Origin of the sequence: Lederbergia citri, assembly GCF_018343625.1 — a bacterium.
GTDB lineage: Bacteria > Bacillota > Bacilli > Bacillales > Bacillaceae_C > Lederbergia > Lederbergia citri.
On record NZ_JAGYPG010000002.1, the window covers coordinates 154950 to 175411 of the forward strand.

The 20462-nt window shown below is 37.1% G+C and carries 17 protein-coding genes; 3 read left to right on the plus strand and 14 right to left on the minus strand.

The window, feature by feature from the left end; all coding sequences use genetic code 11:
• Nucleotides 1-22 precede the first annotated feature (22 nt).
• From KHA97_RS09390 to KHA97_RS09420, 7 genes are all read right to left on the minus strand, one after another.
• Nucleotides 23-1843: an ABC transporter ATP-binding protein gene (locus KHA97_RS09390; protein WP_213125719.1), complete on the minus strand. Its 1821-nt coding sequence runs from the start codon at nt 1841-1843 to the stop codon at nt 23-25.
• 20 nt (nt 1844-1863) lie between these two features.
• Nucleotides 1864-3582 (minus strand): ABC transporter ATP-binding protein, encoded by a 1719-nt coding sequence (locus tag KHA97_RS09395; RefSeq protein ID WP_213124499.1) that lies wholly within the window; start codon nt 3580-3582, stop codon nt 1864-1866.
• A gap of 118 nt (nt 3583-3700) precedes the next feature.
• Nucleotides 3701-4168 carry a CarD family transcriptional regulator gene (locus KHA97_RS09400; RefSeq protein WP_213124500.1) on the minus strand — a complete coding sequence of 156 codons (468 nt, stop codon included), beginning with the start codon at nt 4166-4168 and terminating at the stop codon, nt 3701-3703.
• 182 nt (nt 4169-4350) lie between these two features.
• A complete protein-coding gene (locus KHA97_RS09405; RefSeq protein ID WP_233713513.1) occupies nt 4351-5211 on the minus strand; it encodes a carbohydrate ABC transporter permease in 861 nt (286 codons plus the stop codon).
• A 10-nt stretch (nt 5212-5221) separates the two neighbouring features.
• Nucleotides 5222-6091 (minus strand): carbohydrate ABC transporter permease, encoded by an 870-nt coding sequence (locus KHA97_RS09410; RefSeq protein WP_213124502.1) that lies wholly within the window; start codon nt 6089-6091, stop codon nt 5222-5224.
• A gap of 73 nt (nt 6092-6164) precedes the next feature.
• A complete protein-coding gene (locus KHA97_RS09415; protein WP_213124503.1) occupies nt 6165-7469 on the minus strand; it encodes an ABC transporter substrate-binding protein in 1305 nt (434 codons plus the stop codon).
• A 22-nt stretch (nt 7470-7491) separates the two neighbouring features.
• Nucleotides 7492-8481, minus strand: a complete 990-nt coding sequence (locus KHA97_RS09420; protein ID WP_213124504.1) for a LacI family DNA-binding transcriptional regulator — start codon at nt 8479-8481, stop codon at nt 7492-7494.
• Between the two features lie 235 nt (nt 8482-8716).
• Between KHA97_RS09420 and KHA97_RS09425 the strand changes: the two genes are divergently transcribed.
• Nucleotides 8717-9349: a YesL family protein gene (locus tag KHA97_RS09425; RefSeq protein WP_213124505.1), complete on the plus strand. Its 633-nt coding sequence runs from the start codon at nt 8717-8719 to the stop codon at nt 9347-9349.
• 252 nt (nt 9350-9601) lie between these two features.
• On the opposite strand, the gene melA is transcribed toward KHA97_RS09425, so the two are convergent.
• Nucleotides 9602-10900 carry an alpha-glucosidase/alpha-galactosidase gene (gene melA / locus KHA97_RS09430; protein WP_213124506.1) on the minus strand — a complete coding sequence of 433 codons (1299 nt, stop codon included), beginning with the start codon at nt 10898-10900 and terminating at the stop codon, nt 9602-9604.
• Nucleotides 10901-11042: 142 nt separating this feature from the next.
• Here melA and KHA97_RS09435 point away from each other — a divergent pair, with 142 nt between their 5' ends.
• Nucleotides 11043-11936 carry an AraC family transcriptional regulator gene (locus tag KHA97_RS09435; protein ID WP_213124507.1) on the plus strand — a complete coding sequence of 298 codons (894 nt, stop codon included), beginning with the start codon at nt 11043-11045 and terminating at the stop codon, nt 11934-11936.
• A 168-nt stretch (nt 11937-12104) separates the two neighbouring features.
• Here KHA97_RS09435 and KHA97_RS09440 read toward each other — a convergent pair whose 3' ends face one another.
• The 4 genes from KHA97_RS09440 to KHA97_RS09455 all read right to left on the minus strand — a co-directional run bounded on the left by KHA97_RS09440 (nt 12105) and on the right by KHA97_RS09455 (nt 17186).
• On the minus strand, nt 12105-13121 hold the full coding sequence (locus tag KHA97_RS09440) for a Gfo/Idh/MocA family protein (RefSeq protein WP_213124508.1): 1017 nt from the start codon (nt 13119-13121) through the stop codon (nt 12105-12107).
• 99 nt (nt 13122-13220) lie between these two features.
• A complete protein-coding gene (locus KHA97_RS09445; RefSeq protein ID WP_213124509.1) occupies nt 13221-14567 on the minus strand; it encodes a multi antimicrobial extrusion protein MatE in 1347 nt (448 codons plus the stop codon).
• Nucleotides 14568-14629: 62 nt separating this feature from the next.
• On the minus strand, nt 14630-15793 hold the full coding sequence (locus KHA97_RS09450) for an MFS transporter (protein WP_213124510.1): 1164 nt from the start codon (nt 15791-15793) through the stop codon (nt 14630-14632).
• A 289-nt stretch (nt 15794-16082) separates the two neighbouring features.
• Nucleotides 16083-17186 (minus strand): Gfo/Idh/MocA family protein, encoded by a 1104-nt coding sequence (locus KHA97_RS09455; RefSeq protein ID WP_213124511.1) that lies wholly within the window; start codon nt 17184-17186, stop codon nt 16083-16085.
• 156 nt (nt 17187-17342) lie between these two features.
• Here KHA97_RS09455 and KHA97_RS09460 point away from each other — a divergent pair, with 156 nt between their 5' ends.
• Nucleotides 17343-18575: an MFS transporter gene (locus KHA97_RS09460; RefSeq protein WP_213124512.1), complete on the plus strand. Its 1233-nt coding sequence runs from the start codon at nt 17343-17345 to the stop codon at nt 18573-18575.
• Between the two features lie 38 nt (nt 18576-18613).
• Here the strand turns inward: KHA97_RS09460 and KHA97_RS09465 are convergent, their stop codons facing one another.
• Nucleotides 18614-19474, minus strand: coding sequence for a carbohydrate ABC transporter permease (locus tag KHA97_RS09465; protein ID WP_213124513.1), 861 nt, complete (start codon nt 19472-19474; stop codon nt 18614-18616).
• 15 nt (nt 19475-19489) lie between these two features.
• Nucleotides 19490-20440, minus strand: a complete 951-nt coding sequence (locus KHA97_RS09470; protein WP_213124514.1) for a carbohydrate ABC transporter permease — start codon at nt 20438-20440, stop codon at nt 19490-19492.
• Nucleotides 20441-20462 lie beyond the last annotated feature (22 nt).

A 20462-nucleotide genomic window follows, 5' to 3' on the forward strand; every position in this document is an offset into this window, starting at 1 on the left:
ATGGGTTGTATCTATTTTACTTCTAACCTGCACTCGTCTCTGAAAATTGACTCCTATATAGATCTGCATAAAATCCATTCTGGCTAAGTAACTCTTCATGAGAACCCTTCTCTATAATATCTCCTTCATTCATTACTAAAATAATATCGGCATCGCGAATAGTAGAAAGTCTGTGAGCAATAACAAAGCTCGTTCGTCCAACCATAAGTTCGTTCATCGCAAGTTGAATATTCATTTCTGTTCTCGTATCGACACTACTTGTCGCTTCATCTAAAATAAGAATTTTAGGATTCGCTAAAATGGCTCTTGCAATCGTTAATAATTGACGCTGCCCTTGAGATATATTAGAAGCATCCTCTGTTAGAACCGTTTTATACCCATCAGGCAATGTTCGAATAAAGTCGTCTGCATATGCGCTTTTTGCCGCTTTGATAATCTCTTCATCCGTTGCTTGATCACGACCATACGCAATATTATCGCGAATCGTTCCATTGTAAAGCCATGTATCCTGTAACACCATGGCAAACATTGACCTTACTTGCTCTCGTGTCAATTCTCGAATACTAATATGATCAATCATTATATTACCGTTATCAATCTCGTAAAATTTCATAAGCAAATTGATAATTGTCGTTTTTCCGGCTCCAGTAGGTCCGACAATAGCGATCGTTTGCCCAGATTTTACTTCTAAAGACAAATCCTTAATAACTGGCTTTTCTGGGTCATACCCAAATCGAACATGATCAAAGGATATTTTTCCTTCGAGTTGATCCAAGTTAACTGCTGCAGGTTCTTCTACCCTCTCTTCTTCCTCATCCAATAATGCAAACACCCTCTCCGCTGAAGCAAGAGCTGTTTGAATCATATTGGCAATTCCGGCAGCCTGTGCCATCGGCTGTGATAATTGTTGTGTATACTGAATAAATGCTTGGACATCCCCTAAAAAGATACTTCGATTTAATACTAGAATTCCCCCAGCAATACTGACAAAAACATACCCGATATTTCCAACAAACGTCATTAGCGGCATCATTATTCCACTAATAAACTGAGCTTTCCATCCTGACTCATATAATCTTTCATTCATTTCGTCAAATTTTTCAATCGATGCTTTCTCCTTGCCAAAAGCCTTTACAACTTGATGACCCGAAAACATTTCTTCTATATGGCCATTGACATTACCTAGTTCCTTTTGCTGGTTTACAAAATGCTTTTGAGAGAACGAAGCTATAAAGCGAATAGCAAACGCACTTAAAGGCAAGGTCACAAGCGCCACCAACGTTAATAAAGGACTAATCACAAGCATCATGATTATCGTTCCAATGATCATGATTGCCGATGTAATTAATTGTGATAATGCTTGTTGAATGGAGTTATTAATATTATCGATATCATTAATAACTCTGCTGAGTACGTCCCCGTGTGGATGCTGATCATAATAACGCAAAGGTAGTTTCGTCAACTTCTCATTCACAGCTTGACGAAGTTCAGCAGTTGTCTTTTGTGATACGCCCGCCATAATGTATTGCTGCAAATAGGCAAATAGAGCAGATAATGCGTATAGCCCAATTAATATTAATAGTAACTTGCTTAAAAATGGAAAATCGATTCCAATTCCTTTTGTAATACTCGAAAATATAGACGTTGTTGCATTTCCGAGTAATTTTGGGCTTATTACATTAAATAATGTAGAAAATATAGCTGCAATCGCCACTAAAATTAACTGATATTTTCTTGGCTTCAAGTATCCTACTAACCGCTTTAACGTCTTTTTAAATTCCTTTGGTTTTTCACCTGGCATCATATACGGTGGACCGCCACCATGTCTTCTAGGAGGTGCCATTCTTCTTTGATTATCGTTACTCATGCGCCCTCCTCCTCTGTACGTTGGGATGAAACAATTTCTTGATAAATTTTATTATCTGCAAGTAATTCACGATGTGTCCCAATTCCTGCTATCTTACCTTCATTTAGGACAATAATTTGATCCGCATTGATTGCTGTGCTGACACGCTGAGCAACTAAAATGATTGTCGCATGCTCTGTAATCTGCTTTAATGCCGCTCTTAATTTTGCATCGGTCTTATAATCCAAAGCAGAAAAGCTGTCATCAAAGAGATAAATTTCCGGCTTCCGAATAAGTGCTCGTGCTATTGAAAGACGTTGTTTTTGCCCACCTGACAAATTAGCTCCAGCTTGTTCTATTTTTGCATGTATCCCCTCTTCTTTTTCCATAACAAAATCGATTGCCTGCGCAGTTTCAAGAGCATCCATAATCTCTTCATCATTCGCATCTTCTTTTCCATATTGAAGATTATCCGTAATTGTCCCACTAAATAAAGAAGCTTGTTGTGGTACATAACCAATTTTGTTTCTGAGGGCTTGCTGCGTCATTTCATTTACATTTACCCCATCAATAAATACAGCTCCGTCTTCGACATCATAAAAACGGGAAATCAATTTAATGAGAGTTGATTTTCCAGATCCAGTACTACCTATAATGGCCGTTGTTTCCCCTGGCTGTGCCTTAAACGTAATATTTTCAAGTACTGGTTTTTCAGCACCTTCATAGCGAAATGAAACATTTTTGAATTCAACATACCCTCTCATATTCGCTATTTCCCTTGGATTTTCCGGATCAACTATTTCCGCTTCCATGTTTAATACTTCATTAATCCTTTTTACTGATGCTTGGGCGCGAGGGATCATAATAAATCCCATCGATAGCATGATTAAAGAAAATAATATCATCATCGCATATTGTAGAAAAGCCATTAAATTTCCAACTTGCAATAAACCATTATCAATACGGATAGCGCCAAACCAAACGATGGCAATGCTCGTAAAATTCATGACAATCATCATGACTGGAAAGATAAGTGCCATTAGCTTGTTGACTTTAATCCCTGTATCACGGAAATCCTCATTCGCAGTATTAAAACGATTTTTTTCGAAATTTACTTTGTTAAAAGCGCGAACGACACGTATTCCAGTAAGATTCTCCCTAACGATAAGATTTAGACGATCCGTCTTTTTTTGTAAAGACACAAACAATGGGATAGCTTTTCTTGAAATAACAAAAATAAGCAATGCCAGAATCGGCAAGGCAGCCAAAAAGATGAGTGATAGGCCTGGATCCCTTGTGACTGCAAGAATAATACCACCAACCAGCATTAAAGGTGCACGGGTCATCATACGCAAAACCATATTCAAAACATCCTGCACTTGCTTAATATCATTTGTCGTTCTTGTAATTAAAGATGCTGTTCCGATTTTTTCAAATGCTTGTAAAGAAAAGCTTTCAACATGTACAAATAAGCTCCTTCTTACATCTTTCCCAAACCCAAGTGCCACTCGAGAGGCAAAAAAGGACACTCCCACAGTCAGAAAAACAGCAGCTAACGCACTAAGGATCATATAAACTCCAGTCTTTATTATGTATGGGATGTCACCGTTTACAATTCCAATGTCAACAACATTCGCCATCAAGGTTGGTAATAATAACTCTAGTAAAATTCCAGCCAGTGTTAATAAAATGACAGCACCTATTTGCCATCTATAGGGCTTTAATGTCTTTAGCATGTTAACAACCACTTCCTTAAAAATCTAGGTTAATTCTATCCTATTGTTTGTACACCTATGAGTCAATCAAAAGAAAAATAAAAAATGGATTCTCTCTCAAGAGAATCCATTTTTCATTCTAAATGACTAACAAATCTGCAGCCTGTGTCTCGCTTATGTCTTTGATCATGCTTATTTCACTAATTAATATTTTGGAAGCATCATTTAGCATTTGTTTTTCACTCGTATTGAGCACTTTATCTTTTTGGAGATATAATAAATCCCGAACAACCTCAGCACTATTGGTCATATCTCCTGTCTTTAATTTCTCCATATTTTGTTTGTATCTTTCCTTCCAAGGAAGACTACAAGTCGGTTCTTCATTATGGAAATCAAAAAGAATGTTTTTCATCGTCTTATTATCAACCACTAATCTTAATCCTGCCATTCCGATTGATTGCATCGGAATCATAACATTCATATTACTGATAGGAATAGATATTACATAATACTGACGTCGTTCCCCAAGTATTTCTTTTTCTTCAATGGCTTTGATGACACCTGCTCCATGCATAGGATAAAAAACTTTATCACCAATTTGAAACAATTCATCACTCCTAAATTTTCTATATATTTAGGATATCACTTAACCTTAAATTAGTCAAATATAAAAATATATCACACTTAACAATGCACAGTCAATATATTTTTGATAAAATTTTAAGATTTTTTTTAAAAAAATCATAAAAAAAGAACCTCGGTATAGTACCAAGGTTCTTTAGGAAAAAATTATCCTTTTATACCAGTCAACGCTACCCCTTCAATGATTTGTTTCTGCGCAATAATGTATATAAGCAAGACAGGGATAATGGAAATCGTTGAACCAGCCATCATTAATGCCCAGTCAGTTACGTAAAGTCCTTTAAAGTAGTTTAATAGTAAAGGAACAGTAAAGAGCTCTGGTGTAGTTAAATAAATCAATGGCTCCAAGAAGTTATTCCACGATCCCATAAAAATGAAAATTCCAACGGCAGCCAGGGCTGGTTTAACTAATGGAAGTATAACACTCCAATAAATTCTTAAAGGATTCGCCCCATCCATCACTGCTGCTTCTTCCAATTCATTTGGAATCCCCATAATAAATTGTCTTAATAAAAATACAGCAAAAGCATTAAACAATGCGCCCGGCACAATTAGCGGCAAGTGTGTATCGAGCCAGCCAATTGAATCCATAATCATAAATGTAGGTATCATCGTAACTTGCTTCGGAATCATCATCGTTGCCAAAAAGAACATGAAAAGCAAATTCGATCCCCTGAAGCGAATTTTTGCAAATGCATAAGCAGCCATGGATCCAGTAAATAACTGGAAACCTACTACTAAAATAGTAATATAGAAACTATTCCAATAGGCCAGTCCAAATGGCATTGCCTGTAATGATGCTGGGTAATTCGACCAAACGAACGGCTTTGGAATGAACTCTGGAGGAACAATGAATATTTGTGATATATCTTTTAACGAGCTGCTAATTGTCCACAAGAAAGGAAAAACCATAATAGCGGAAGCAATTATTAAGCCTACATGAGCAAGAAGAGTGGAAAACTTAAATTTGAATTTCTTTTTCTGAACCACCACTGGACGTGTATTCATTTCAACTGTACTAGCCTTCATAGTGAACCCACCTTTTAGAAACTCTAAATTGAATGAGTGTAAAGATTAAGATGATGACAAATAATATCATCGCTACCGCAGTGCTTTCTCCCCATTTAAAATTCTGAAAGCCGGTTTGGTAAACATGATATACGAGAGTGTAGCTCGCTTTCGCAGGGCCCCCACTTGTCATAACGAAGGCTTGGTCAAAGACCTGGAACGATCCAATAATGGACATAATTGAAACGAAAAACGTAGTAGGTGAAATAAGCGGTAACGTAATATTTTTAAACTTTTGAAACTTAGAGGCTCCATCAATTTCTGCTGCTTCATAGTAGCTGTTTGAAACCCCTTGTAGTCCCGCAAGAAAAATGACCATATTATAACCAACCTGCCACCAAATACTTAGCATTGCAATTGAAATCATGACTATTCTTGTATCTGTCAGCCATTGTGGCCCTTCAATTCCAATATAACCGAGAAATTGATTTAAAATTCCAAAGTCACCATTTAATATCCACATCCAAATGACACCAATTGAAACGGAACTTGTGACAACTGGCATAAAGAAGAAAACCCGATACAATTCCTTACCTTTAATTCTATTTAAAGCAAGAGCAAGCAAGAGTGATAATGCTACACCAACTGGAACCGTAAGGATTGTATATAGTGTTGTATTCCATAAAGCTTTCCAAAACACTGGATTTTGAAACTGTCCAATAAAATTACCTAATCCCACAAATGTTTTAGCTCCAAATCCATCCCATTTCATAAAACTTAAAACAAGTGCAAAGCCTAGTGGAATAACAGAAAATGCAAGAAGTCCTATTAATTGCGGAGTTAAAAAGAAATAACCCCATAAATTATTATGCTTCCTCATGAACTCATCCTCTCAAACTATTGAAAGAAAGGGCTAACTCTCCCTTTCTTTCAATTATTGTTCTTGATGTTGATTACTTTGCTTTATGCTCAGCGATCTTCTCTTTTGCCTTTTTAGAAAAATCTGCAATAGTTTTGTCTGCATCTTGTTTTCCGAGATACATTAATTCCATTATATCGCGGAGTTCTTGTTCTAAACCTGGAACTTGAACTTGCTTATCTTCAACGACACCAATTTCACGAGCGTCTATTAAATATTTTGCATGCTCTGGAACCGCATCATCTGTGATCAATTCGTCAACACCATTTACAGACGGAACCGCGTTTCCATTTCCTTCAAGACGAGCTTTTTGTCCTTCTGCTGATGTATAAAATGACATGAACTTCATTGCTTCTTCAACATTTTTGGAATCTTTGGCAACGGACATATAAGCGATTGCAATTGCTGCAGGCTCCATTTTGTTGCCAGTATTCGTTGGCCATGGAATATAGTCAAATTCCAATGATTTGTTTTCGCTGAACATTGGAGTCCACCAACGACCTGCCGCTGCAAATCCAACTTGGTTTGACATAAACATCGCGTCTGCACCTTGTCCTTTTGGTAGGGAGCCTGAATAAGTGAAATTACCATTTTTAATGTTTCTTTCAAGGAATTTAAATGCTTCCTGCGCTTTTTCATTTTCTTCTAAAATCATATTTCCTTCATCATCGTAAATTTGTCCGCCATTGGACCATATCCAAGAAAATAAGTGTGCAGTCCAACCGTCCGCAACAAAACCTTTGTTTCCAGCTGCATTGATTTTAGATGTCATGTCTTCAAATGCCTGCCAATTCCATTCGCCTGCATCATAAAGCTCTTGTGGAGATTTATCTATGCCTGCATCTGCAAGAACCTTTTTGTTGTAGTACATGACTAATGGATTATTGTCAACGGAAACACCGTATATTCTACCATCTTTTCTAGCTGCTCCCCATAAACCGTCTGCAAAATCACTTGCTTTTACATAGCTTGCAGAACTATCTAGGAAATCCGTTAAATCTGCAATTTTACCAGTTTCAACTAGTTTTGGCATCGTATTGTCACCAACATAGAAAACATCATGTGACTTACCACCTGATAACTCTGTTAACAATTTTTCCTCATAGTTATCACCTGGTACAGGGACTAATTTGATCTTTACGTTTGGATGCTCCTTCATATATGCATCCACACCTTTTTGATACACTTTAATCTCTGCTGGATTTCCCCAAGCGGCCATTGTTAATTCAACCTTTTTTCCTGAGCCGCCGCCTGATTTACTGCCACCACAGCCTGAAACTACTAATAATAGAATAAGAAAAACTGGAATAACTTTTAATAATGACCATTTCTTTTTCATTCAGTAATTCCCCCTCATTTTTTTAGCTTGATTCCCTTACAATTAGTTCTAACGGAAGTTCGTAAATTTTTTTAGTAGGTATCTGTTCATCTGTTAGTAGGTTGATTATGACTTCCATTGTTTTCGCACCTATCTCTGCAATAGGCTGACGAATGGTTGTGAGGCCCGGCTCGATCACTTCAGCTATAGACTGATCGTCAAAACCAATGACTGCTATATCTTCCGGCACTCTTAATCCTAATTTCTTTGCTTCGGCAATAACTCCAGCAGCGACTTCATCACTACCAGTAAATAATGCTTCGGGTTTATTTGCCATACTAGCTATTTTATTCATGATCCTCCTGCCATCTTCGATACAGAAGGCTTTTTCAAATAACCAGTTTCTATTTATCGGCAAACCTTTTTCTCCCATGGCTTTTTCATAGCCGTGATACCGGTCGTGAGCTAGACCGCTGAGGATTCCACCCCAACAATAACCGATTTTTGTGTATCCTTGCTTAACCAAATAAGAGGTTCCCATATACCCTCCTTGATATTGATTTAAGCGTACAGAAGGCACTTTCGCTTCCGGGCTGTACTCATTACAAAGAACAATGGGGCCGCTTAAGGTGATTCCTTCAATTACATCCCATCTGTTTTCAATCGACGCCATAATGACGCCATCAACTTGCTTCGATTTTAAATATCTTAAAAAATCCAATTCTCGTTGCTTATCATACTTCGTATTGCATATTAAAATTTGCAGTCCGTTTTCTGCGGCTTTTTCCTCTAAACTTTCGACTAAATAAGCAAAAAACGGATTTGTCAGTCTTGGAACCAAAACGGCTATAATATTGGTTTTCTGTTTCCTTAAATTCTGTGCGGCAGAATTTGGTATGTATCCCAAATCCCGCATTGCTTTCAAAACTGATTCCTTTTTTTCTTCTGAAACGTAGGGATGATGATTAATTACTCTAGATACAGTCGCCCTCGATAGTCCTGCTAATCGAGCTACGTCGGAGATTGTCGGCATATTCCTCCTCCCTGCAAGTATAAACTGAACAATTATCTGAAATATTAAAACTGAAATCGATTTCAGATAACGGTTACAATTTTCATAATAATCTAGGCTTTTAAATTAATCAATAGATAAATAGAATTTTTTTAAAAGAAAAAGTTCCAATTTTTCACTTTCCTACTCATTGCCTTTATAAAATAATCGTGTTATTTTTGTATTACAGAGACTATTAAACTAAAGGGTGTGGAAAATGAATATTTTTAGTATCGATGGCGGTTTATATCGTTTTTTGGAAAAACTCACTAATTTTTTCTTTTTAAATTTGTTGTGGTTTATTATGTGCATTCCGATCATTACGATATTCCCTGCCACAGCCGCAATGTTTGGAGTAGTCAGGCAATGGGTTCAGAAAAAAGATACGGGAGTATTCAAACCTTTCTTTACTTTATTTAAAGAAAATTTCTTACAAAGTTTCCTGTTAGGACTTGTCTGGTTTCTATTCGCCCTTATGTTCTATTTTAACTTTATGATTACCTTGCAAATGTCAGGAACAGTAAAGGTAATTATGGTATCCGCGTTATCGTTCATTTGTTTAATTTTCTTAATGACGTCCGTTTTCCTGCTTCCTATCATGGTACACTATAAGACTCGTTTCTTAACACTAGTAAAAAATTCATTCTTTTTTTCTATTAGTCAGCTCTGGGTGACACTTCTTTGCGGGATAATCTTTCTTTTAACCGCTTTCATCAGCTACGTTATCCCTATGTCGACTATCATTATTTGGAGCGTTGGTTTCTATCTAATCTATGCTTTATGCCATAGATCCTTTCATAGAATTGAGTCATTAATTCAATTAAATCAAGAAACTCAAGAAGCTAGTTAATAAGTAGGCTACCCATTTAGGGTAGCCTCAGACTGTTGACAAACGCTTGCTTTCTTCGTTGCTCACCTTCTTGCTGGCCATTTCCTAAATATGGAAACACCGCTCCTCAGAAGGCTCTACGCCTTGAAAGACAAACGTTTTTAACTAGTCTGAATGTAGTTAAAAATTGATTTGTGTACAAACTTAGGCTACCCACATTTTTGGGTAGCCTATTGTTTTTATATCCTACTACAAGTTTCAATCGCCTGATTATTAATTAAACTTTGGCAACCAGTCGCCATGAGCTTCAATGAGATCATCACATAGTGCAACGATATCATCAAGCGATAATTCTGCTGCAGTATGTGGATCTAACATGGCTGCATGATAAATATGCTCTTTTTTCCTTGTAATTGCAGCTTCAATCGTTAAAAGCTGTGTATTGATGTTTGTACGGTTTAATGCTGCAAGTTGTTCTGGAAGATCACCAACATATGTTGGAGTAACACCGCTGCTGTCCACAAGACATGGCACCTCAACTACTGCCTTCTCTGGAAGGTTCGTAATGAGGCCAGTATTTAATACGTTTCCGCCAATTTTATATGGCACGTTTGTTTCCATTGCCTCAATGATATAAGAACCATATTCATGTGAGCGAGTATGCTCAAGGTTTTTATTATTAACTAAGTCAGCGCGCATCTTTTTCCAGCCTTCAATCTGGTTAATACAGCGACGCGGATATTCATCAAGAGGAATATTAAGCTGATCAATTAGTTCTGGATAGCGGCTCTTAATGAAATACGGATGATATTCAGCATTATGCTCAGAAGATTCCGTTACATAGTAACCAAACTTCCTCATTAATTCAAAGCGAACCATATCATCATGCTTTGTTTTTTGTTTTTCTTCAGCACGTCTTTTAATTTCCGGATATAAGTCTTCACCATTTCGCTCAATTTCCAATAACCAAGCCATATGGTTAATACCAGCAATTTTCCAATGCAAGTTATCTGTCGGCATATCAAGAGATTTAAGCAAATGATCTGCACATACTTGTACACTATGACAGAGTCCGACGGTTTTAATGCCGCCATAGCGAATCATTGTACCCGTAAGTACTGCCATTGGGTTTGTATAGTTTAAGAACCATGCATCTGGACACACTTCTTGCATATCTTTTGCAAAATCCAACATAACTGGAATCGTTCTTAAGTTTCTAAAAATCCCACCAATCCCAAGTGTATCAGCAATCGTTTGGCGTAAACCGTATTTTTTAGGAATTTCAAAGTCTGTAATCGTACAAGGATCGTATCCTCCTACCTGAATTGCATTGATTACATACTTCGCACCGCGCAAAGCTTCTTTGCGGTCAGTGTAAGCCTTTACAGTTACCGTCGATTTTGACGACTCTTTTAAATTATTCAACATATTTTCTGAGTCTTTTAATCTCTCATGATCAATATCGAATAAAGCAAATTCAAAACCTTGCATACTTGGAACAAGCATACAGTCTCCAAGAACATTCTTTGCAAAAACTGTACTTCCTGCACCTAGAAAAGTAATTTTTGACATGTCAAAGCCTCCATTTTTATAAAATGTAACTTATTGCTATATATATTTTCTATAGCAATATGTTAAAATGCTTGATATATTCATCATAGAAGTAATATTACTCACTTACAATGGTAAAAACATATGAAAGAAGGGTAAAATATTGCTCATAAATCATCAACATAAAAACTATGAATCTTTCGGTTTTCGTTTTAAAGGAGAGCATCAAAAAAAGATTGTAGGCATCCACTCGATAGGATGGGAAGAAGTTACCTCCCCATCTTATGACTGGGACGGTTTAAAAAGAAGTGAAGTTGGAAAATGTGTATTTCAATATACTTTATCAGGGCAAGGGATGATTCAAGTAGGACCCAAAGAATATTCTTTGTCAGCCGGGCAAGCTTTTTTAGTGAAAATCCCTAGTAAACATCGCTATTTTTTTCCTACTAACAGTGAGCGATGGGAATTCATCCACATTACGCTTTACGGGAACGAAGCACAAAAAACATTTGATTTTATTAATGAAAATATTGGCTATATTATTACCTTTTCACCTGAATCGGAACCTATCAAATTATTATTAAAGATTTTTGAATCGGCGGTAGACCAAAAAATAACAGACGCTTATCAGGCGTCTGCATTTGGATATTCATTCTTAATGGAACTAAATCGATTTGTTCAAAATATCGGTTCTCCAGCCGAAAAATGGCCGGAATCGATATCCAAGGCTGTATTATTTGCGCAAAAACACTATAATAATCCGATTGGTTTAGATGATATGGTAGAAGCATCAGGTCTTTCCAAATACCATTTTACGAGATTGTTCCATGGGACCATCAGCATGACACCACTAAAATATTTAACGAAAATTCGAATGGATAAAGCGATTGAATTACTTCGCCAATCCGATTTACCTATTGAAGAAATTGCGAGTCAAGTAGGCTACTCAAACGGAAATTATTTTAGCAAAGTTTTTCATAAAAAAGTTGGCATGACCCCCGGACAATTTCGTCAAAGTAAATATACGGTCCCGGTAAATCATATAGTGATAGATTAAAAATTTTGGTCTTAGATATTGGACAGGGCTTAATCAGATTTTGAAAATTGGTCCAATATGACTGTGTATTGGACAGATTCCTATTCTTTTTCGAATACAAATAAAATTCTCAGTCCCGATTTCTGCTTGTGAAATCAGAAATCGTATCTGAGAATTATTTACGAAACTTTAGAAAAACACTTTTTTACCTGTCCGTGCGCTTTCGATTGCTTTATATACCATTGACACACTATGAATATTGTCTGTGCAGTCTGTCTCTGCTTTTCGACCTTCTATTATGGAAGCAAACATTTCATCTAGGCAGCCGAAATGACCATCCTTCCCAGTGTAAGACAGAGCTGCTTCAACTTTTTGATAGTCGTGTAAAAATTTGTGTTCATGGGTTGGTATTGGAACTTCTGCATATGGAGAAAGTACTCCGTCCCATATTGCAGTCCCTTTACTTCCTACGACACGCCATGAGGATTCCCATGATGTTGGCGCCCCTTCCGCACTCCACGATCCGCGATAATTAAAGACAGCACCATTATCCATTTCAAAAATACAAATGGCAGAAGCGTTCCCTTTGTACCATGAACCTCCTGGATTAAATTCATGACAGTAAACAGAAACAGGATTGGCACCCGAAATGAATCTTGCCTGATCAAATGAATGGATGGCCATATCGAGAATCAATGGATTATCCATTTCATCCCGAAATCCTCCAAAATGTGGACCGAGAAAAAAATCCGCACTAATAAAACCTTGATCCCCAATCTTACCGGATTGTACTAATTCACGAAAAGCTCTAATTTGTTTATTGAAGCGTCTATTCTGCATAACTACATAGCTTTTGCCTGATTCCTTAGCTGCCTTTTGCATGGCAATCGCGTCCTGCATCGACTCCCCCATCGGCTTTTCCCCGAAAACATGGCATCCCAACGATAAAGAAGTAATTGTAATATTTTTGTGACTAGCCGGAATCGTAACATCAAAAACGATATTGGCATCCGTTTCCCTAATGGCCGTGCTTACATCCGTATATGTATGGCAATCCAAAGAATATTTTCTCGCAGTATTTTTTGCCGCTTCCTCATATAGATCAACGAGAGCTACAATTTCTGCATCATTTCTTGTTAGTGCGTATTCAATCCATTGATGCGACATTCCTCCACAACCAGCTATGACAATTCTAAATTGAGTCATATACGAACCCCTTCCCAAAAATTAGATATCTCTGAATGTTGAATCGGACAATTATTGTCATTCATATTATTGTAGCTTTCTAACAACCTCAATAGTGTGTCATCCATGACTACGCTTTTTCATTCGGATTCCAATGATTGGTTGATGTAAAAATTTCCTCATAAAAATATAAGCAATAATCACTTCAGTCATAACACCTATTGATTGTGCCAATGCCCCAATGACTCCCCCGCCATTTGGCATTATGAATAGAAGAGATAGTAGCACTACGATTGTCACGAAAACATTTCCTGCCTGTGAAAATTGCAATACTTTTGTTTGCCCTTTTAACATCAACACTCCATTTACAAAATCAAGCCAAGGAAAACACAAAGCGAAAATGATGAAAAATTTTAACGCTATTAAGCTTTGATCTAGTAGTTCACCAGAAACACCCATAATATGTTGTAATCCCCAGACTCCTACTGGAGAAAATGCAATCGCGATTAATAGAAGACTAGGAACAAAACTAAAAATAAATGAAAAACGTATAACCATTTTCGTATCTTGGTCATAAAAATTAATGACGATTTGATGAAAATAAGTAGAGAAACTAAGCAATAAATTTAGAACCGAGGCTGCTACTGCATAAGATGCAACCGCAATTTCCGCTTTCCCACTTGCCCCTAACACAGCATTTGTAGCTGGAGCAATAATAACGGCTATCAGCGAAGCCATGAGTAATGGTGAATAAAACTTTCTCACTTGGATATGGTTAACGATATGATGATCCTCTTTTTTTGCAGGCATTTTTTTAACGAGCTGGCGACCTTCTATAAAGCTCACAAGTGCTTCAATGACCATTCCTGCCAAAAATATATACGCACCAATATATCCATGATTTACCCAGTTATTCTGTATGATGACCCACGAAAGACCCGCCATTACTACTAAACGGATAACCATTCCAATCGTTAACCATTTCGTACGTAAATTAGAAATGATGACTCCTTGAAAGAGACAACGGATCCCGGAAAATATGGTCACGAACATTAAAACTTTATAAACAGATAAAGTTGGAGCAAGCATATGATCTTTTACGCCCATAACACGCGAAAAAAACAGTTCTCCAATAGGCGAATACGCGATAATAAAGCTTAATATCAAAATCGCGGATAATATAAAAATAGTAAGCTGTGAAACTAATTTAAAGGAATGCCTATCTCGAACGAGAGTAGCACAAGTTTGCCGTAAAATAACGGCGCATCGTTCAAAGACGGCAAATAAACTCATCGCAACGGAATAACTGGCAATGACGACTGCCGGATCAGCAGCACGAGCGAGAGTACTATTAATGATGACATGTGATATCGTAACGAGACTTGCAGAAATGCCTAACGGAATAAAAAAGTTAAACAATGTCCAAAAAGAGACTTTTTTCCTTTTAGTAGATTGTTGTGTGTCCATATGAGTTCCTTCTTTTGAATTGTTAAATATTTTATACAAGAAATGCAAAAACACTTTAAATCTTATTCTACCATTTTTAATTTTTTCCTAGGCATCCATTTGATCGTTACGAGTGCACCAGCAAAACTTAAGCAACCAATCATGATAAATCCGGTTGAAAGACTAGCCACCTCACCAATCCAACCTGCTATAAACGGCCCACCGAACATTCCAAGTGAATAAATAGCTTGGAAAAAACCCATTGCTGATGCTCTGCGTTCTTCCGATACAGATTGTATGGCCAATCCCATTAATACTGGGAACATCAAGCCTTGAGCGAAGCCATTGAAAGCTTGCGTGATGATCAATAGTAATAAGCTATTTGTAAATGGCAACAAGATCGTACATATACCCGCAGCCAAAAAACCGATTAAAATCGTTCTTTTTTCTCCATATTTTTTCACAAAAAAAGTCCCGCTCATATAGCCTGCAATCGCATTCGGCAATGTCGATAAAAGCGTCAATATACTTAAATCACCATTGGAGGCTCCTAAACTGACCGCATGAAGAGGAGTGAATCCAAACATCGTTGTAAACGTAATACACTGAACGATAACCGCCATTAATGAAACAAATAATAATAATTTTTCTCCGCCCATTTTGACTAACTCTTTTATTTCAACAGGCTTTCTATCAAGGGCAGGCATCTCAACAATTTTAAGCGCTAAAAACAATCCAATTAATCCGACAAATGCACCTGCATAAAAAGGTGCTGTCCAACTAATATATTCTGCTAAAAATCCACCTAGTGTCGTAGCAGCCATTTGCCCAATACTCGTGTAAAAACTAATGAGCCCCATCGCTTTCGGGGCTTCCTCTGGTTCAAAATAACTTGCAAATAATACGGTAAAGGCTACCCAGCTAGCGGCAGCTACTCCAGCGAGAGAACGAAATCCAAAAATCGCCCAAACATTTGTCGTCATCGCAAGTCCGACGCTACTCAAAACAGCACAAGCTATCCCGGCAATAATAAATAGTTTTCGTTTTCCAATGCGATCTGACCAAATTCCTAATGGAATGCGGACAAGCAATTGGGTAAATCCATAACTCCCAACTACAAGACCAATCATAAAAATGGAGCCTCCTAAATGTTCTACATAAGGAGAAAGAATTGGTACATATGTATACATGGAAAACCAATACATCATCGTGACGAAATAAAATAATATTCTTCCTTTTGATTTCATATTCATACTCCCCGTTCATTAAGAAAAGCGCAAGCGCCTTGCCCATCGACGTACAAACTTCAAGGCCTTCGACTGAGATAAAGGAAACACGATGAGCCTTTAAGGTGAATCGATGTTGACTTATCGTAGGAAGAAGGACATGAAGTTTGCTAGTCGATAGGCGCTGGAGCTAGACAATAATGGTCTAAGTTCAAAATTTTGGCCTATAAAAAAGTTATATTTTCTTTACTTTGAAAAAAAGAAGAAAGCGGACTCCGAAATTGGAACGCTTCCTTACCTCACTATTCTGTTAGTCATCTAATGTGTATTCTTTTAACCCGACTGGCAATGGCTTTGGTTGTTCACAAGTGCTCGCAAGCTCATAATGAGTTCCACTAGTTGAAGCATCATGAATTCCATGCATAACGTCCAATACATGGAAAGCTAAATCACCACTTGCACGATGTTTTCTGCCACTCCTAAGAGCATATGCCATATCCGCAACGCCGACGCCTCTACTGTTATCAGCATATCCGTGAGTTAAAGGAACTTCTTCCCATTCCTGAGTGCCATGCTTACGAACAAATACTGGTCCGCCAAATGTATTAGGATCTGGGACAAGAATCGTTCCCTTTGAACCATACACTTCAAAATTTGGAAGCTTTGAACCAGCAACATCAAAACTCGTAATTAAGGTTGCAATCGCACCATTCTCAAAATCTAGTATTCCTGTAATATGAGTAGGCACTTCTACGTGTATTTTTTGTCCATGTTTAGGTTTACTAGTTATCGTTCTTTCCGGAAAACTGATTCTTACAGATCCTGTCACCCTGCGAATAGGACCTAGTAAATTAATAAAAGCCGTTATGTAATATGGACCCATATCAAACATTGGTCCTCCACCAACCTGATAATAAAATTCAGGGTCTGGATGCCAGCTTTCATGTCCTGGACTCATCATAAATCCAGTAGCACCCACTACTTCGCCAATCACACCGTCATCAATTAACTTTCGACACGTTTGAATCCCGCCGCCTAAAAATGTATCTGGTGCCCCGCCGACTAAAAGGCCATTTTCCCTAGCAATATCTAGGATTCTTTGTCCGTCTTCGCGTGTAACAGCTAGAGGTTTTTCAACATACACATGTTTTCCTGCCTCAAGCGCCGCGATGCAAACGTCTGCATGCGCTTTCGGAATGGTTAAATTAATAACAATTTCAATCTCAGGATCAGCCAATAATTCATCAACTGTATATGCTTTAGGAATTCCGTATTCTTCCGCTCTTGCTTTCGCACGTTCGTAATCCAGGTCCGCACATGCGACAATATCAAGCACGTCAAATTTTTGACCGGCCTGGCAATAAATACTACTAATATTTCCGCATCCAATAATCCCTACTTTTACACTTTTCATATTTTCCTCCTTAGTCTCTTTCTATTTGTTTATAGTATAAACAAAACATATTTAATTTTCATTATTTTAATGACTAAAAAAATATCTATACTATTTTTGAAAATGCTCTATACTAGTTTTATGAAGTTCTGACGCTAACTGAAATGAGGATTTTTTATGTTCAAAAGAATTACCGGAAATGCTCGAGCCTGTTTGGTTGTAGAACCATTATTCATTATTCCTTACAGTATGTACTTGCCATATGTATCCGTGTACATGCTTGCTCTAGGTGTTGGAAAAACGCAAGTTGGAATGATTGCAAGTCTAGGTTTAATCGTTCAAATTTTCACTTCCTTTATTAGCGGCTTTTTAACAGATCGTTTAGGAAGAAAAAAAGCTCTATTAATTTATGATTTTATTAGCTGGCCACTGGCAGTATATATTTGGGCAGTCTCACAAAATATTTGGTTCTTTATTTTTGCTGCTATATTCAATGGATTTCTTAAAATTCCTCAAACGGCTTGGACTTGTCTTCTAGTAGAAGACACAAAACCAAAAGACCGATCGATTGTTTTTACTATTTTGCAAGTCATTGGTGTAGTCGGAGGATTATTTGCCCCGCTCGGAGGATTATTAGTAAGTAAATTGACATTAATACCTGCAGTTCGAATCATGTATGCTATCGCTGGTACATGTATGCTAATCATGATTATCTCTCGGCATTTTATGACTCATGAAACAGAAATAGGGATGTTAAAACAAAAGGAATCAAAAAACGTACCTTTAAAGGACATATTAGTTGAATACGGAAGTATCATGAAAAAAATCATTAGAAATAACGGCTTATTACTAATCTTTGCCGTTTATATATTTTTCAACTTCCAAATGGTTATGCAGAACACTTACCTTTATGTATATATAGTTGAAGCATTATCGGTATCAGAATCAACTATTTCCATATTCCCTGCCATATCATCCGTTTGTATGCTCTTCCTCCTCTTTTTTGTCATTCCTAGATTTAAAGAGGAACTTAATTATTATTATATGATGATTGGATTTTCGCTATCTATCATCGCAAACGTCATTTTAATCATAACAAAGGGAAGCAGCTTAACACCTATCATTATTAGCTTAATTTTATCTGCTGCAGGTGTACTCATCTCTAATCCATATTTGGAATCTGCGGTCGCTAATTCAATCGAAGACGCAAATCGCGCAAATATGTACTCCATTTTACAAGTGTTCCTATTATTATTTATCTCACCAGCAGGGGTCATAGCAGGATTAGCTTATAAAATGGATCCGCGATTACCATTTATCATCATGGTGTGTTCATTAATAATTAATATTGCTATCTTACTATACTTAGCGAAACCATTTTCAAGGAAAAATAAACTATTAAAAGTTTAAAGAGACTACCGTTATGGCAGTCTCTTATTTTCGGACTATTATCCTTTTGTAGCCGAAATGACGATTCCTTGAATAAAGTATTTCTGCGCAAAGAAAAATAATGTTAATGGTGGTATTACTGCTACAAAAGATGCAGCCATTAATAAGTTCCACGGGGTTGTTCCATATGCACCTCTAAAGGCTGCAAGTCCTAATGAAAGTGGATATTTCGTTTGTGTGCTTAAATAGATTAATGGTCCCATTAGGTCATTCCAACGATACATAAATTCCATAATCCCTGCAGTAGCAATCGCTGGAATAGATAAAGGTAGTATAATCCGGAAATACATTGTAAAATATCCGCCGCCATCTATTTTAACCGCTTCATCTAATTCCTTCGGGATACCTAAGTAAAATTGTCTTAGAAGGAAAATGAGGAACGCACTAGCTCCAAATGATGGGATAATTAACGGTAAATAGGAATCAATCCAGCCAAGCTTATTAAATATTAAATATTGTGGAATCATTGTTACTTGACCAGGTATCATCATCGTACTTAAAATAAGGGCGAATAAAACAGTACTTCCGCGTGCTCTTAACCTTGCAAACGCAAATGCTACAAGTGACGAAGAAAACGCTGCTCCAAACATACTTAGGAATGTATACCAAGATGTATTCCATAAATACATCCCCATTGGATGTGTACCGAAAACCTCCTTATAGTTATCCCACTGAAATGTTTTTGGAAACATTAGCTGCTGATGTACCTGTCCCAATGTTTGAAGGGACGTAGAGATCATCCAATACACAGGAAACCCAAATAAACATAAACCTAATAATAATAGAATATAAACGAAAACTTTACCAGTTACACTTAGTTCTCCATACTTAAACGTCTTTTTCCTTGCTGCTAGTTCCATTTAGATTGCCCCCTCCTATTTCGACTCATATTCATAGTGTACTAGTCTCTTAGAAGCCCATAAGGACAGCATGGTGAAAGTAAATATGATAATGAATAATATCCACGCTTGGGCAGAAGCATATCCCATTCTAAATTGACCAAAAGCCGTATCAAATAAATAGAGTACATAAAAATATGACATCCAATCGGGGCCACCTTTTGTAATGATAAAGGCCTGAGTAAAAATCTGAAAAGATGAAATAATACCCATAATGGTATTAAATAAAATAACCGGCGAAATAAGTGGAACTGTAATTTTGAAAAATTGCTTCAATCTACTTGCACCATCTATAGCTGCTGCCTCATACAAATCTTGCGGCAATGACTGTAAGCTCGCTAGGAAAATAACCATCGTCCCGCCAACAGCCGTTAATTGCATAAGAACCATTGAAGGAATAACAGCTCTAGTACTTGTAAACCATCCTGGACCTTCAATGCCAAATAGATCATGTAATAGACCATTTATAATTCCAAAATCCGGGTTCAATAACCACGACCATAGAAATGCTACCGAAACCCCTGAGATAATAGATGGAGCATAGAACATCGTCCTAAAAAAAGCCTGTCCTTTAACCTTTTGATTTAGTAAAACAGCTAATGCAAGTCCGATTATAATACTGAACGGTACAGCTAGAACAACGTAATAGGCAGTAACGGTCAATGATTTATAAAATAGCTTATCTGCAAATAGCCCTGAAAAATTTTGTAGTCCGACAAACTTAGGTGAATCAATGACATTATATTCTGTAAGACTCAAAGCTAAAGAAGCGATAATTGGGCCACCTGTAAAAAGTAAAAATCCGATAACCCAAGGGGAAATAAATATCCAAAATGCTCTTTCTTCTTTTCTAGCCTCATCGGAAAGTTTCCTCTTCTTATGAACGACAATATTAGAATTTGAAGAAATACTAGTCTTTTGATCCATTTTTATAATTCCCTCCGTTTTT